General features: G+C 34.5%; 10 protein-coding genes and 1 pseudogene. 9 read left to right on the top strand and 2 right to left on the bottom strand.

Annotation, left to right across the window (positions count from 1 at the left end; genetic code table 11):
- The first annotated feature begins 5 nt into the window (after positions 1–5).
- The 3 genes from GQ40_RS00925 to GQ40_RS00935 are packed head-to-tail and all read left to right on the top strand — an operon-like array spanning position 6 to position 2,057.
- Positions 6–677 (top strand): bifunctional 4-hydroxy-2-oxoglutarate aldolase/2-dehydro-3-deoxy-phosphogluconate aldolase, encoded by a 672-nt coding sequence (locus GQ40_RS00925; RefSeq protein ID WP_047544929.1) that lies wholly within the window; start codon positions 6–8, stop codon positions 675–677.
- A 6-nt stretch (positions 678–683) separates the two neighbouring features.
- A complete protein-coding gene (locus GQ40_RS00930; protein ID WP_047544931.1) occupies positions 684–1,205 on the top strand; it encodes a LacI family DNA-binding transcriptional regulator in 522 nt (173 codons plus the stop codon).
- 21 nt (positions 1,206–1,226) lie between these two features.
- Positions 1,227–2,057, top strand: coding sequence for a DMT family transporter (locus tag GQ40_RS00935; protein ID WP_231565525.1), 831 nt, complete (start codon positions 1,227–1,229; stop codon positions 2,055–2,057).
- Between the two features lie 179 nt (positions 2,058–2,236).
- Here GQ40_RS00935 and GQ40_RS00940 read toward each other — a convergent pair whose 3' ends face one another.
- The gene (locus tag GQ40_RS00940; protein WP_047544933.1) at positions 2,237–4,369 is read right to left on the bottom strand and encodes a catalase; all 2,133 of its coding nucleotides are present in this window, start codon (positions 4,367–4,369) and stop codon (positions 2,237–2,239) included.
- A gap of 206 nt (positions 4,370–4,575) precedes the next feature.
- Between GQ40_RS00940 and GQ40_RS00945 the strand changes: the two are divergent.
- The 6 genes and pseudogenes from GQ40_RS00945 to GQ40_RS00970 all read left to right on the top strand — a co-directional run bounded on the left by GQ40_RS00945 (position 4,576) and on the right by GQ40_RS00970 (position 13,746).
- Positions 4,576–5,034: pseudogene (locus GQ40_RS00945) on the top strand (RNA methyltransferase).
- A gap of 109 nt (positions 5,035–5,143) precedes the next feature.
- Complete coding sequence (locus GQ40_RS00950; protein WP_047544935.1) at positions 5,144–6,055, top strand: YihY/virulence factor BrkB family protein; 912 nt, start codon at positions 5,144–5,146, stop codon at positions 6,053–6,055.
- Between the two features lie 56 nt (positions 6,056–6,111).
- Positions 6,112–6,996, top strand: coding sequence for a GTPase Era (gene era, locus GQ40_RS00955; protein WP_197052696.1), 885 nt, complete (start codon positions 6,112–6,114; stop codon positions 6,994–6,996).
- Between the two features lie 78 nt (positions 6,997–7,074).
- Positions 7,075–8,382 (top strand): ribosome biogenesis GTPase Der, encoded by a 1,308-nt coding sequence (gene der / locus GQ40_RS00960; protein ID WP_047544939.1) that lies wholly within the window; start codon positions 7,075–7,077, stop codon positions 8,380–8,382.
- Positions 8,383–8,394: 12 nt separating this feature from the next.
- On the top strand, positions 8,395–10,830 hold the full coding sequence (locus GQ40_RS00965; protein WP_047544941.1) for a T9SS type B sorting domain-containing protein: 2,436 nt from the start codon (positions 8,395–8,397) through the stop codon (positions 10,828–10,830).
- Between the two features lie 135 nt (positions 10,831–10,965).
- Complete coding sequence (locus GQ40_RS00970) at positions 10,966–13,746, top strand: outer membrane beta-barrel protein (RefSeq protein ID WP_047544942.1); 2,781 nt, start codon at positions 10,966–10,968, stop codon at positions 13,744–13,746.
- On the opposite strand, the gene GQ40_RS00975 is transcribed toward GQ40_RS00970, so the two are convergent.
- Positions 13,743–14,243 (bottom strand): TPM domain-containing protein, encoded by a 501-nt coding sequence (locus GQ40_RS00975; RefSeq protein WP_052184101.1) that lies wholly within the window; start codon positions 14,241–14,243, stop codon positions 13,743–13,745. The genes GQ40_RS00970 and GQ40_RS00975 overlap by 4 nt on opposite strands.
- Positions 14,244–14,309 lie beyond the last annotated feature (66 nt).

Consider the following 14,309-nt stretch of genomic DNA (forward strand, 5'->3'; position numbering starts at 1 on the left):
ATAAAATGGCAAATTATTCAAGAATAGAAGTAGCAAATGTTATGAAACAAACGGGTTTAGTACCCTTGTTTTATAATTCAGATTTAGAAATAAGTAAAAAAGTAATCCAGGCAACCTACGATGGTGGTGCAAGATTATTAGAATTTACAGCAAGAGGAGATTTCGCACACGAGGTTTTTGGAGAACTTAATAAGTACGTACTAAAAAATATGCCAGGAATGATTATGGGTGTAGGTTCTGTAACAGATGCTGCATCTGCTTCACGTTTTATGGCTTTAGGCGCCAATTTTATCGTAACACCGGTGTTAAGGGAAGATATTGCAATTGTTTGTAATAGACGAAAAGTAATGTGGTCACCAGGTTGCGGATCTCTTACTGAAATTTGTCGTGCTGAAGAATTAGGATGTGAAGTTGTAAAGTTATTTCCAGGAGGTATTTATGGGCCAGATTTTGTGAAGGCAATTAGAGGGCCTCAACCTTGGACGAGTATTATGCCAACAGGTGGTGTGTCTCCAACAAAGGAAAATTTAGAAGGTTGGTTTAATGCAGGCGTAACTTGTGTAGGAATGGGGTCAAAACTCATTAATAAAAATGCAGATGGTAATTATGATTTAGCTAAAATCGAATCAGATACTAAAGCAGCATTAGCAATCATAAAAGATATTAGAAAACAATAAAAAACTGTGCCAGCAATCACTTTAAAAGAAATTTCTCGCGTATCAGGTTATTCTGTTTCTACAGTTTCTAAGGCTTTAAATGATAAGTCTGATATTAATATAGAAACAAGACAACTGATTAAGAATATAGCTAACAAGTATAACTATATACCAAATAATTTTGCAGTTGCGCTAAGAAAAAAGAAAACTAAAGTGATTGCTGTTATAGTACCTCAAGTGAATACCTTTTTTTGTAGCTCTCATTTGTACAATATTCAAAAAATTGCATATGCTCAAGGTTATAGAATAGTTTTATTTCAAACGTTGATGGATGTGTCTAAGGAAAGAGAATCTATAAACCAAAGTAAAGACGGTAGCTTTGATGGTACTATTTTAATCACTAATAATATTCCCTTGGTTAATTTTTCCGAAGAAAACAATAGCACAACGCCTATTGAATTTATAAAAATTGATGATAGTCTTCCACAAGATCAATTAAAAAAAGATAGTATATTGAGCTTTAATAAATTGCTAAGGCGAATAAATTAAATAAAAACTTGTACTGTCAATATGTTCAAAAAGGCTATAATTTTGATGGTTATAAGTGCTTTTGCTTTTGCCCTTTTAAATGTATTTGTAAAAAACTTAAATCAGTTTAATGTTTATCAAATTGTGTTTTTTAGATCTTTAGGGTCTTTGTTTTTTACCATCCCATTTTTGTTGCGAAATAAAATACCAATGCTCGGTAAAAAGAAAAATTTACTTCTTTTTAGAGGTATTGTTGGCTTCGTGGCAATGTCCTTGTTTTTCGCTTCTTTAAAACATCTTTCAATGGGATCTGCAGTCTCGATACGTTATGTCTCTCCAATTTTTGCAGCACTATTTGCACTGGTTTTATTAAAGGAGAAAATTAAATATTTGCAATGGCTATGCTTTGCGATCGCCTTTTCTGGTGTACTTATTCTAAAGGGTTTTGATGTAAATCTTGATGGTATTGGACTATTTTACGCAATTCTATCAGCTTTTTTTACTGGATTGGTTTTTATAATTATTCGAAAAATAGGAAACAGTGACCATCCCATAGTAATCGTGAATTATTTCATGGTTATTGCTACATTTTTTGGAGGTATTCTAGCCATTTCAGAATGGATGACTCCTATTGGTATGGAATGGGTAGTGCTTTTCAGTTTGGGTGTTTTTGGGTATTTCGGACAATATTATATGACAAAAGCTTTTCAAATTGCTGAGGTGAATCAAGTGGCACCATTAAAATATATTGAAGTTATTTTCACCATGATAATTGGCGTCATTTGGCTCAATGAAACTTACACTTTAATAAGCTTGCTGGCAATCTTTTTAATTCTTCTTGGATTAGTGCTAAACTTTGCTGTAAAGCGGTAGGGCCTTCTTTAAGAAAGTGTTTTGTTGATTATGTAATTAACTTTTTCATAATAAAAGATTATAAGTAATACTAAAAACCAGGTTTAATATAAAATCGTTTTAGTAACATAAATATTCAAATTCCTAAGAATATTTATTTCACTAAAACGATTATATTTTTCTTGTTATAAATTTAGGTTTTAAGCAGGTACTTTAGCTGCTATATCCATACGCTCCCAATTTCGATGTTTGGCAATTGCATCTATAAAACTTTGCGGTTTTTCATTAATTAAAATCGCTTTGTCATCCTTGTAATTTGCAACAAAAGTTTCATTAATTAAATCTTCACCTTCTTTATCCGCTGCAATTGCTTTGCAATGTTTAAAAGCTTCATTGATAAATTTCTTGTACTTTGATTCCTCTAACAAGGTTGTTATGGATTTTTTGCCACCAGGTATGTAAATGGCGTCAAATAAAACACTCTCCGTGGTCATAATTGCAGCGTCCACATCGTGTTCCATATGTTCATCACATTTGATTTTGCCACCATGAGGAGCTATTATTTTCACCATGGCATTTTCTTTTTCTAAGGCTTTTTTCATAGACTTAAAATTACTCATTGAAAAACCATCTGCTACTAATACAGCAATTTGTCGCGTGGCAATACTTTCAAATTTTGTGTTGGCCTGACTTAGAGCTGGATCGGTATCTAAGTAATTTTTCTTTTTTGGTGGCTGGTGTTTTTTTACATCGGCATCTGCACCAATTGCTTGATTGACTGGTTTTTCAATAGATTTTGGTATCTCCATTCCTAAACCTTTACCTACCTTTTTAGCAAGATCTTTATCAATTTCAGCAATCAAATAAAGCATACGTTCTTTAATATACGTTTGTTTGCATTTTCCTAATTCAAAAGTATAAGCGTCTGCAACATGGGCTTTTTCCCAATCTGCTAAGCTTCTGTAAAAAAACGCAGGTTGAGAAAAGTGATCACTAAAACTCTCACTTCTTGTTCTTACTTTTTTCGCATCTATACGCTCTTCGTAAGAGTGAAAACCACCTTCACTCATTTTTGCCAGATGCGGACAACCAGCACCTAGAGTATTTGGGAAATAAGCGGTTTGACCTTTTGGGATATCCATTTGCATATGGCCATCTCTTTGGTTGTTATGAACTTCACCAATTGGTCTATTTATTGGTATTTGGTGAAAATTTGGACTGCCTAGTCTAGATAATTGGGTATCTCTATAAGAAAATAGTCTTCCTTGTAGTAATGGGTCATTTGTGAAATCAATTCCTGGTATAATATGTCCTGGCAAAAATGCGACTTGTTCGGTTTCTGCAAAGAAATTTTCTGGATTTCTATTCAATACCATTCTGCCAATGATTTCAACAGGTACCATTTCTTCAGGTATTAGCTTGGTTGGATCTAAGAGGTCAAAATCAAATTTGTGCTCATCTTTATCGGCTACAACTTGAATTCCCAATTCCCATTCAGGATATTGGCCAGCTTCAATAGCATCCCATAGATCACGTCTGTGAAAATCTGCATCAGCACCATTGATTTTTACAGCCTCGTCCCACGTAACAGAGTGTACACCTAATTTTGGTTTCCAATGGAATTTTACAAAATGAGACTCATTTTTATCATTGATAAGTCTAAAGGTATGAATACCAAAACCTTCCATCATACGTAAACTTCTAGGTATCGCTCTATCACTCATGGCCCAGATGTGATTGTGAAGCGTTTCGGTAGAATGCGACACAAAATCATAAAAAGTGTCATGAGCAGATGCTGCCTGTGGTATTTCATTATTTGGTTCTGGTTTTACCGAATGAATTAAATCTGGAAACTTCATTGCATCTTGAATAAAAAAGATAGGCATATTATTACCTACCAAATCCCAAGTGCCTTCTTGTGTATAGAATTTTACTGCAAATCCACGAACATCACGCGCTAAATCTGGAGATCCTTTAGATCCTGCAACCGTTGAGAAACGAACAAATACCGGAGTCTTTCTATCGGTGTCTGTGAAAATTCCTGCTTTACTGTATTTCTTGATATTTTTAGTGAGCTCAAAATAACCATGTGCTGCGCTACCTCTTGCATGAACAATTCGTTCAGGAATGCGCTCATGGTCAAAATGAGTAATTTTTTCTCGTAAAAGAAAATCCTCTAAAAGCGTAGAACCTCTTTCTCCTGCTTTGAGGGAATTATTGGTATCATTGACTTTAAGACCTTGATTGGTTGTCATTACCTTGCCTTCTGCATCTTTTTCAAATTGCTTTAAATCCTTGCTTTTTTGATCTTTGGAACTGTTATTTTTAGCCATAATTCTGAAATATTTAAACTGTAATTGAATTCATTTTTCAACATAAAATGTTGATTCATCTAATGTCTTAAAATTGAAGCAGGAGTATTGCCACAAAAAGATTATTTTATGACTGTATCATTAATTTTCAAAATCAGTATCGCACATTTATCAATTGCAGTCAGTACACATCGGGATTAAAACTTACAATTTATTATTTTTGTTATATGATAGATAACTTCGAAAATGAGTTCTTCGGAATAGGTATTCAAAACGGAAAAACCCCAGAAAACCTTGGCGTGCTTTGGAGATCTGCACAAAACCTTGGCGCAAGTTTTATTTTCACTATTGGTAATAGATATGCAAAACAAGCCAGTGATACTCACAATGCAGTAAAGTCAATGCCTTATTTTCATTATGATACGTTTGAGGATTTTCATAATAATCTACCAAAAGGAGCTAGAATTGTTGGCGTTGAACTCACAGAAGAAGCAGAAGATCTAGAAACCTTTAACCATCCAAGACGATGAGTCTATTTGTTGGGAGCCGAAGATCATGGGCTTTCTAAACAAGCGATAGAAAAAAGCCATTTTTTGATAAAATTTAAATCGGTGTTGAGTCTTAATGTTTCCGTAGCAGGAAGTATCGTGATGTATGATAGAGGGATTGATAAACCTCGATCTTGATTTTCCGAAGAAAAATAAATTACCTATTACTGAGTCAAATGGAATAAAAAGAATAGACTATGAGCAAAAATCATTGTTTTTATTGACGTAAACTTGTGAAATTATAAAAATGGGAAAGTTGAGCTTAAAAATTAAAGATTTACCAAAATTGCTTTTAAACACTTATAAATCTTGGGATGCTAATGATCCCTGGAGAATGAGTGCTGTAGTTGCCTATTATGCTGTGCTATCCTTACCTGGATTGTTGGTGATCATTATAAATGTGGTTGGTAGAATTTGGGGAAGAGACATTGTGCAGGGACGTTTAACAGGTAAATTGTCCTCTATTCTTGGTAGTGAATCTGCGGAAACGATTAGAACCATGATTACCCAAACCCTCGATACCGAAAGTAATTTAATCTCAACCATTATAGGTATTGCAACCATTTTGTTTGGTGCAACAGGTGTGTTCTACCAAATTCAAATCTCTTTGAACAAAATCTGGAAAGTGGAGTCGATCTCTAAATTCAGTTTTAAAAAGATATTGACAGATCGGGCAAAGAGTTTTGCATTTATATTGGTGATCGGTTTTTTGTTGCTTATTAGTTTTGTGCTCACAACAATTATTTCTGCCTTGACAGATTATATTCAAAAATCATTTCCAGACGTGGTATTATACCTCATATATTTAGTGAACTTTTTAGTTTCCATTGGGATTATTTCCACCTTGTTCGCGCTCATGTTTCGCTATATGCCAGACACAAAAGTGCGATGGAAAACGGTTTGGATCGGTGCAATTTTAACTGCAATATTGTTTGTTTTGGGGGAATCTCTTTTAGGCCTTTACTTCGGAAAATCTAATCCTGCCTCTACTTATGGCGCAGCAGGAAGTATTGTATTGATCTTATTGTGGGTCTCTTATTCCTGTCTTATTTTCTTTTTTGGAGCAGAATTTACGCGACAATATTCTATAAAGTACCATCACGATTCCCATACACATAAAAACAAAATTGAAGATCTAAAGGAAAAGGAGGGCAAATAGTAGCTTTGATAATAAATCACTATAATTAATAACTATATCTTTGTAAAAAATAAACAATTATGCACAAAGCAGGTTTTGTAAATATTATCGGAAACCCAAATGTTGGTAAATCAACGCTAATGAATACGTTTATTGGTGAGAAATTATCCATAATCACATCAAAAGCGCAAACGACCAGACATCGTATTTTAGGAATTGTAAATGGTGCGGATTTCCAGATGATTTTAAGTGATACTCCAGGGATCATAAAACCAGCTTATGAGCTTCAGGAATCTATGATGGATTTCGTGAAATCTGCTTTTGATGATGCAGATGTTTTGATCTATATGGTTGAGATAGGTGAACAGGAATTAAAGGACGAGGCTTTTTTTAAAAAAATCACAAGTTCTAAAATACCGGTGTTATTACTTCTGAATAAAATTGATAAATCAGATCAAGAGCAACTAGAATCCCAAGTAGCTTTATGGTCAAGCAAAGTGCCAAATGCTGAGATTTTTCCAATTTCCGCATTAGAAGGCTTTAATGTTAAAGAAGTTTTTGGTCGCATTGTAGAATTATTGCCAGAATCTCCTCCTTTTTATCCAAAAGACCAGCTAACCGATAAACCAGAGCGTTTCTTCGTTAATGAAATCATTAGAGAGAAAATCTTGATGCATTATAAAAAAGAGATTCCCTATGCAGTAGAAATTGATACCGAAGAGTTTTTTGAAGAAGACACGATTATAAGAATGCGTTCCATAATAATGGTAGAGCGAGAAACCCAAAAAGGAATTATCATAGGCCATAAGGGAAGCGCGTTAAAACGTGTTGGTGTCGAAGCTCGTAAGGATTTGGAGAAATTCTTTGGAAAACAAGTTCATCTAGAATTATACGTAAAAGTGAATAAAAATTGGAGGAGTGACCAAAGACAATTAAAGCGTTTTGGTTACAACCAAAAGTAATATGTACTAATTTATATAAATTAAGAGTACCTTTGCAATCGCTTACAGGATATGTAATGCAGATAAAACAAACAAGTTATGGGAAGTATAGTAGCAATAGTAGGTCGTCCAAATGTTGGGAAATCTACTTTTTTTAATCGATTAATCCAACGTAGAGAAGCTATTGTTGATGCAGTAAGTGGCGTAACAAGAGATAGGCACTACGGAAAAAGTGATTGGAACGGGAAAGAGTTTTCGCTCATAGACACTGGCGGTTACGTCAAAGGAAGTGATGATATCTTTGAGGCTCAAATTGATAAACAAGTCGAACTTGCTATCGATGAGGCAGATGCCATCATTTTTATGGTAGATGTAGAGGCTGGTGTTACAGGAATGGATGAAGATGTTGCAAAATTACTACGCAAGGTTAGCAAACCTGTTTTTCTTGCTGTCAATAAAGTAGATAATAACAAACGTGCAGAAGATGCTGTAGAATTCTACTCATTAGGCCTGGGAGAATACTATACAATAGCTAGTATTAATGGAAGTGGAACAGGTGATCTTTTAGATGCATTGGTAGAAGCTTTACCAGAAATAGAAGAGGAACAAGAAAAAGATGAACTTCCAAGATTTGCTGTAGTTGGGAGACCAAATGCAGGAAAATCATCTTTTATTAATGCATTAATAGGAGAAGAGCGTTACATTGTTACAGATATTGCAGGCACTACAAGAGACTCTATAGATACAAAATACAATCGCTTTGGTTTTGAATTTAATTTGATCGATACTGCAGGAATCAGAAAAAAATCTAAAGTAAAAGAAGATCTTGAATTTTACTCAGTGATGCGTAGTGTTAGAGCTATTGAGCATTGTGATGTATGTTTAATTGTTTTAGATGCAACACGTGGATTTGACGGTCAAGTCCAAAACATTTTTTGGTTAGCGCAACGCAATCGTAAAGGTATTGTTGTACTTGTCAATAAATGGGATTTAGTTGAAAAAGAAACGCAAACCATGAAAGCGTTTGAGCGGGAGATTAGACAGGAAATGGAGCCTTTTACAGATGTGCCAATTGTATTTATTTCGGTTTTGAACAAACAAAGAATTTATAAAGCTATTGAAACAGCTGTTGAGGTTTACAATAATAGAACCAAGAAAATAAAGACCAGTAAACTCAACGAGGTCTTATTACCAGTTATTGAAAACTATCCTCCACCAGCATATAAAGGTAAATTTGTGAAGATTAAATACATCATGCAATTACCAACACCTCAACCACAGTTTGCTTTCTTTTGTAACTTACCACAATATGTAAGAGAACCTTACAAACGTTTTTTAGAGAATAATTTGAGAGAACTTTTTGATTTCAAAGGCGTTCCTATTAGCGTTTATATGCGTAAAAAATAATAGTTATAGTTTATGAGAAGTCGTTGGTTGCTTGTTTTGTTATTAATTTTCAGTTTTTCTGAAAATAGTATCGCACAAAACAGTCCGCCAACAATTGTTGCAGAAGGAAATCAGGAATTCTGCGGAAGTTCACCAATGAACGTCGTTACAAGTGTTTCAATCACAGATCCAGATGCTGGTGATATAAGCTTGGATAATGTGTTTTTGCAAATTTCCGAAGGATATGTAAGTACTGAAGATCTTTTGGTATTAACAGGAACGCATCCAAATATTACTAGTACGTGGAATGTACCAGAAGGTAAATTAGAGCTTCAGGGACCAGCGAGTTTTACCGAGTTTGAAAACGCCATTAGTGACGTATTATATCAAACTACACAAAGCAATTTTACACAGGACAAATCATTTTCTATAAATCTTGGTGATGCTAATTTTTTGCCATCTACGGGACATTATTATGTTTATGTCTCAAGTCCGGGAATAACATGGACGACCGCGAGAACCCAAGCAGAGAATACATTTTACTTCGGAATTCAAGGCTATCTCGTAACCATAACCAGCGAAGAAGAATCGCAATTTGCAGGAGAACAAAGTCCTGGTTTAGGATGGATAGGTGCCAATGATGCAGAAACCGAAGGTACCTGGAAATGGGTAACCGGACCGGAAAATGGACAAACATTTTGGATTGGAGAAGTTACAGGAAGCGCACCTGGAGGAGAATACTCAAACTGGAATACTGGTGAACCCAATAATATTGGTGGCAATGAGGACTATGCCCATATTACAGATCCTTCAGTTGGTAATATTGGCTCTTGGAATGATCTCCCTAATGCTGGCGATGGTTCACCTTCTGATCCATATTATCCTAAAGGCTATTTGGTAGAATTTGGTGGTATGCCTGGAGATCCAGAAATTAACCTTTCTGCCAGTACAACTATTATAACACCTAAGCTTAGCTTAGAGGCAAGTGTTGGGTGCTCAGATGGGATCTCAACATTAAATGTAAATTCAAATACACCAACCGTATTGTGGTATGAAACACCTTCTTCAACAACGGTTTTAAATTCTGAACCAACCTATGAGGTTCAACTTGATGCAGACACAACATTTTGGATCTTGCCATTGTTTGATGGTTGTAATGGTGGTATTAGAATTCCTTTTGCAGTTGATGTTTTAGAAAGTCCAGAGGCTATAGATCTCAACATAGTGCAATGTGATGATGAGATTAATGATGGCTTTACAGATTTTAGCTTATCTCTTTATTTTGAAGAAATCACTAACGGGATTACAGCAAATAGAGCGGTTGTCTTTTATGAGGATATAAATCTAACTTCAGAGATTTCGGGAGATTTGTTTACCAATACAAGCAATCCACAAACGGTATATGCAGAAGTGGTAGATACGAGTTCGGGATGCACTTCAATTTCCGAAGTTATAATTAGCGTAAACTCTAACGTAATAAATCCAGTAAACCTTGAAGCGTGCGATACGCCAGCGCAAACAGGAATAGTGCCTTTTGATTTATCATTGGCAAGTGAGGAGATTTTAGAAAGTGTACCAGCAGATTCAACAATTGAGTTTTATGAAACTTATGAAGATGCAGGTTTGGAGATGAATTCCCTTCCAATATCATTTACTAATACAGTACCATATAGCCAGACTATCTATGCGCGTGTAGAAACCCAAGATGGTTCTTGTTTTGCCATCACGCAAGTTGAGCTAACTGTAAATAGTGTGCCCAATATTTTAAGTGAAGAGACGGTTTTGTATTGTTTAAATGATTTTCCGCAGACCATAACATTGAGTGGAGGTGTAATGGGAGATATTCCAAACAATTACTACTATTACTGGTCTACAGGGGAAACAACTATTGATATTGAAGTTAATGAAATTGGCACATACACCGTTGAAGTTGCTTTTGTAGATGGTTGTTCAAAAATTAAAACAATTGAAGTTTTGCCATCAAATGTAGCAACTATAGAGAACATTATAGTTGAGGATTTAAGTAATAATAATTCTATAACCATTTTGGTTTCTGGAGAAGGTGAGTACCAATACGCATTAAATAATAGCGAAGGGATATATCAAAATTCAAACACATTTAACAACGTTACTGCTGGAATTTATACAGTTTACGTGAAAGATGTTAAGAACGATTGTGGTATTGTCTCAGAGGATGTTTCTGTAATTGGCTACTCCAAATTTTTTACGCCAAATGGCGATACTTTTAATGATACTTGGCAGTTAAAGGGCATTTCAGAGCAATTTCAGCCAAATACAGAAGTGTATATTTTTGATCGCTTCGGAAAATTGCTATACACATTAAACTCTCCTTTTGATGCTTGGGATGGTACGTTTAATGGTAAACCTTTACCAACGTCAGATTATTGGTTTTCTGCAACTTTAGAAGACGGTCGCACCTTCACAAATCACTTTACGCTAAAACGATAGTTTTTTCAAGATTTTTGACTTAAAAAAGAGAAACTAAAACAAGTTTTATAATAATTTTAAGAAATTTCATACGAAAACAAAACTATATTCGTTTTTGTATAAAAAATACTAATCATCAATCAATCAACCAATCACATGAAAAAATTTCTATTTTTCATTGTTTCACTTTGTGTTTCACTTTCATTCTCGCAATCTAGATCATTCAAAATTTCAGGAAAAATACTTTCCGAAGACAACAAAGAACCGCTAGAAGCTGCAACCGTATATTTGGAGCGAGTAAAGGATAGCAGTTTGGTGACTTACACCATATCTGATAAAGACGGACTTTTTGAAATCAATGAAGAAACCTATGACGAAAAACTCAATCTCTTCATAGATTATGTGGGCTATCAAACCTATTTGAAACAAGTTGACATAAATAAGGAAATCATCAATATTGGTACCATAGAGTTAAAAATAAGTAATGCCTTGGATGAGGTTGTCATAAAATCCAGGTCGCCAATTACGATAAAAAAAGACACGTTAGAATTCAATGTAAAATCCTTTAAAACCAAAAAAGATGCTAATGTTGAAGACTTGCTGAAACAATTGCCAGGCGTTGAGGTTGACGAAGCAGGAAAAATCACTGTAAATGGTAAGGATGTGAGTAAAATTTTGGTTAATGGGAAACCTTTTTTTGGTGATGATCCTACAATTACAACCCGTAATTTGACCAAGGATATTATTGAGAAAATCCAGATTACAGATACAAAGACAAAGTCGGAAGCATTTACGGGAGAAGAAGGTGACAAAGAAAATAAAACCATAAATCTTACCATAAAAGAAGAAAATAACAAAGGTGTTTTTGGTCGAGTTTCAGCAGGAGGAGGAACCGATGAGCGTTATGAACTTGCGGGAATGGTCAATTTTTTTGATAATGATAGACGTGTGAGTGTACTTGCGGGAGGCAATAATACCAATTCTCCAGGATTTAGTTTTGGAGAAATCCAGAAAATGTTTGGAGGCGGTTATAGTAGAAGTATTAGCAGTAATGGCTCATTTTCAATAGATGGTCGATCTTTTGGTAGCGGTGAAGGCATCGTCACATCTCAAAATGCTGGTGCAAATTATGCAGATGTTTTAAGTGATAAAGTTGAAATTAATGCCGATTATTTTTACTCCGGAAGCAATTCAGAAAATGAAACTACAATTGAAAGGGAGAACATACTTCCAGACTCGCGTTTCTTTTCAGATTCTCGCTCAAGATCTTTGAGTGATGGCCAGAACCATAGTGCAAATCTTGGTTTTGATATCGAGTTGGACTCCACGTTTTTGATCAACATCAATCCGTCGATTAAATGGTCAACGTCTGATAGGTCGTTTTCCGAAGATGAAGAAACCCGTAATGAGGATGATGAATTGACCAACCAATCTACCACGTCTTCATTCTCGCAAAATGATGCTAAAAACTTCGGGACGAGAATTGACCTCACCAAACGTTTTGGCAATAGAGGCGCATTCGTAAAGTTTGAGATGAATACAGAGTATAATACCAATGAGTCTGAAGATTTTTTAACTTCGGAAACCAATTTTTTTAATTCCGAAGAAGACGATATTATAAGGGATCAATTTACAGATTCCGATAATGAAAACCGAACGTTAACTGCTTCCGCAACCTATAGATTACCAATTATTGCAAAGGAATTATTTCTGGATTTTGAGTACCGGTTTAGAAATGATAATCGTAGTAACTTAAGAAGTACCTTTGATCGTGATGAGGTTACGAACCTTTATGATAATTTCAATTTTGACTTGAGTACAGATTTTGAATACCTCAACCAAGAAAATACGCCAACACTAAAATTATCGTACCGTAAAGAGAAATGGTCTACCAGTTTTACGACGCGTTACGTGTTTAGAACACTAGAAAATAAAGACTTTTTAAGGCCAGAATTAAATATCAAGAGAGATTTTCAAGCATTGGAGTTGCGCTCTTATTTTAATTATCGCTTCAGCGAAAAGGCATCTATGTACACAGGGTATTCGTTAAATAATAGACCGCCAAGTCTAACGCAATTGCAACCCTTTCAAAATGTAACAAACCCGTTAAATACGATTACGGGAAATCCAAATTTGGAGCCCACAAATAGTCATAGGATTTATATGGGCTATAATGCTTTTGATTTTCAGAAAAAAACAGGAATTTACAGTTATCTAAGCTTGAATTTAAATAATAATGATGTGGTATCAAGAACTATTGTTGACCCAGAAACATTAAAAAGAACAACCACTTATGCCAATGTGAACGGAAATTATAATATCTATGGAAATATCAACTATAGCAAAACTGTTAAAACAGATTCTATAAGATCTATAAAATTTGATATAGGCATGTCCACAAGTTTAAACCGTGATGTTAATTTTAATAATGAAGTGAAGTATAACAGTAGAGTCACCTCTTTAACGCCAAGTCTCGGATTACGCTTTACATGGAATAAGGTCATGGAGTTACGACCTCGCTATAGGTTGACGTTTACAAAAAACACATATGACATCCCAACATTTGAGGACGTCAATTTTGCTAGGCATGATCTGGATTTAAACTTTACAACCTATATCCCTAAGAATTTTGAGTGGATCAATAACATAGATTTTGCATACAATCCCAATGTAGCTCCAGGATTTCAAAAGAGTGCTTGGTTTTGGAATTCTACGCTGGCTTACTCGTTCTTAAAAGATCAAGCGATTATGACTTTAAAGGTATATGATTTACTTAATCAAAATAACAACGCAAGACGTAGAGCAACCCAAAATTATATTGAAGACAGACAAAGTACCGTTTTAGAACAATACTTTATGTTAAGTTTTAGTTGGAAATTTAATAGTTTGGGCTCAAAAGGAAATACGGATTCTGATAGTATGTTTTTTATTGATTAATCCCATTTTTGAATAATAGCATCTAAACCTTTACTAATGCCAGAATAATAATTTTGTTTTTTAAACTCAGGAATTATATTTTGATCAATGATTTTTTGGCAAATGGAATCTGTTAGTATTTTTGTTGTTTCATCTCCTGGAGAAAGCCAGATTTTTCTTTCGTTTTTAGCAATTACAATAACTAAACCATTATTTTTATTCTTTTTTCCAACTCCCCAATAATTCCCAATAGCGCTGCTATATAAAGCGATGTCGGTAAAAGGGTCAATAGAGTCAATAGTTAAGATTGCAATTTCATTACTAGATATTTTTTCATAATTGATTATTTCTCTTGATAATGATTGTATTTCAGAACTAGTTAAAAGATTTGATAAATCCAAGACAACTTTTTGTTCCTCGTTTTTTGGTAATAAGGAGTAATCTACCGCTATTCCATTTTCTGTTTTACAACAAAAGCAAAAACAAATTAAAGATAATAAGAGCAGATGTTTTTTCATTCATTTCTAGTTATTGTAATTACCATTATTTCTTCGCTAAAGACTAAAGACTAAAGACTAAAGACT

Source organism: Psychroserpens sp. Hel_I_66 (assembly GCF_000799465.1).
Taxonomy (GTDB): Bacteria; Bacteroidota; Bacteroidia; order Flavobacteriales; family Flavobacteriaceae; genus Psychroserpens.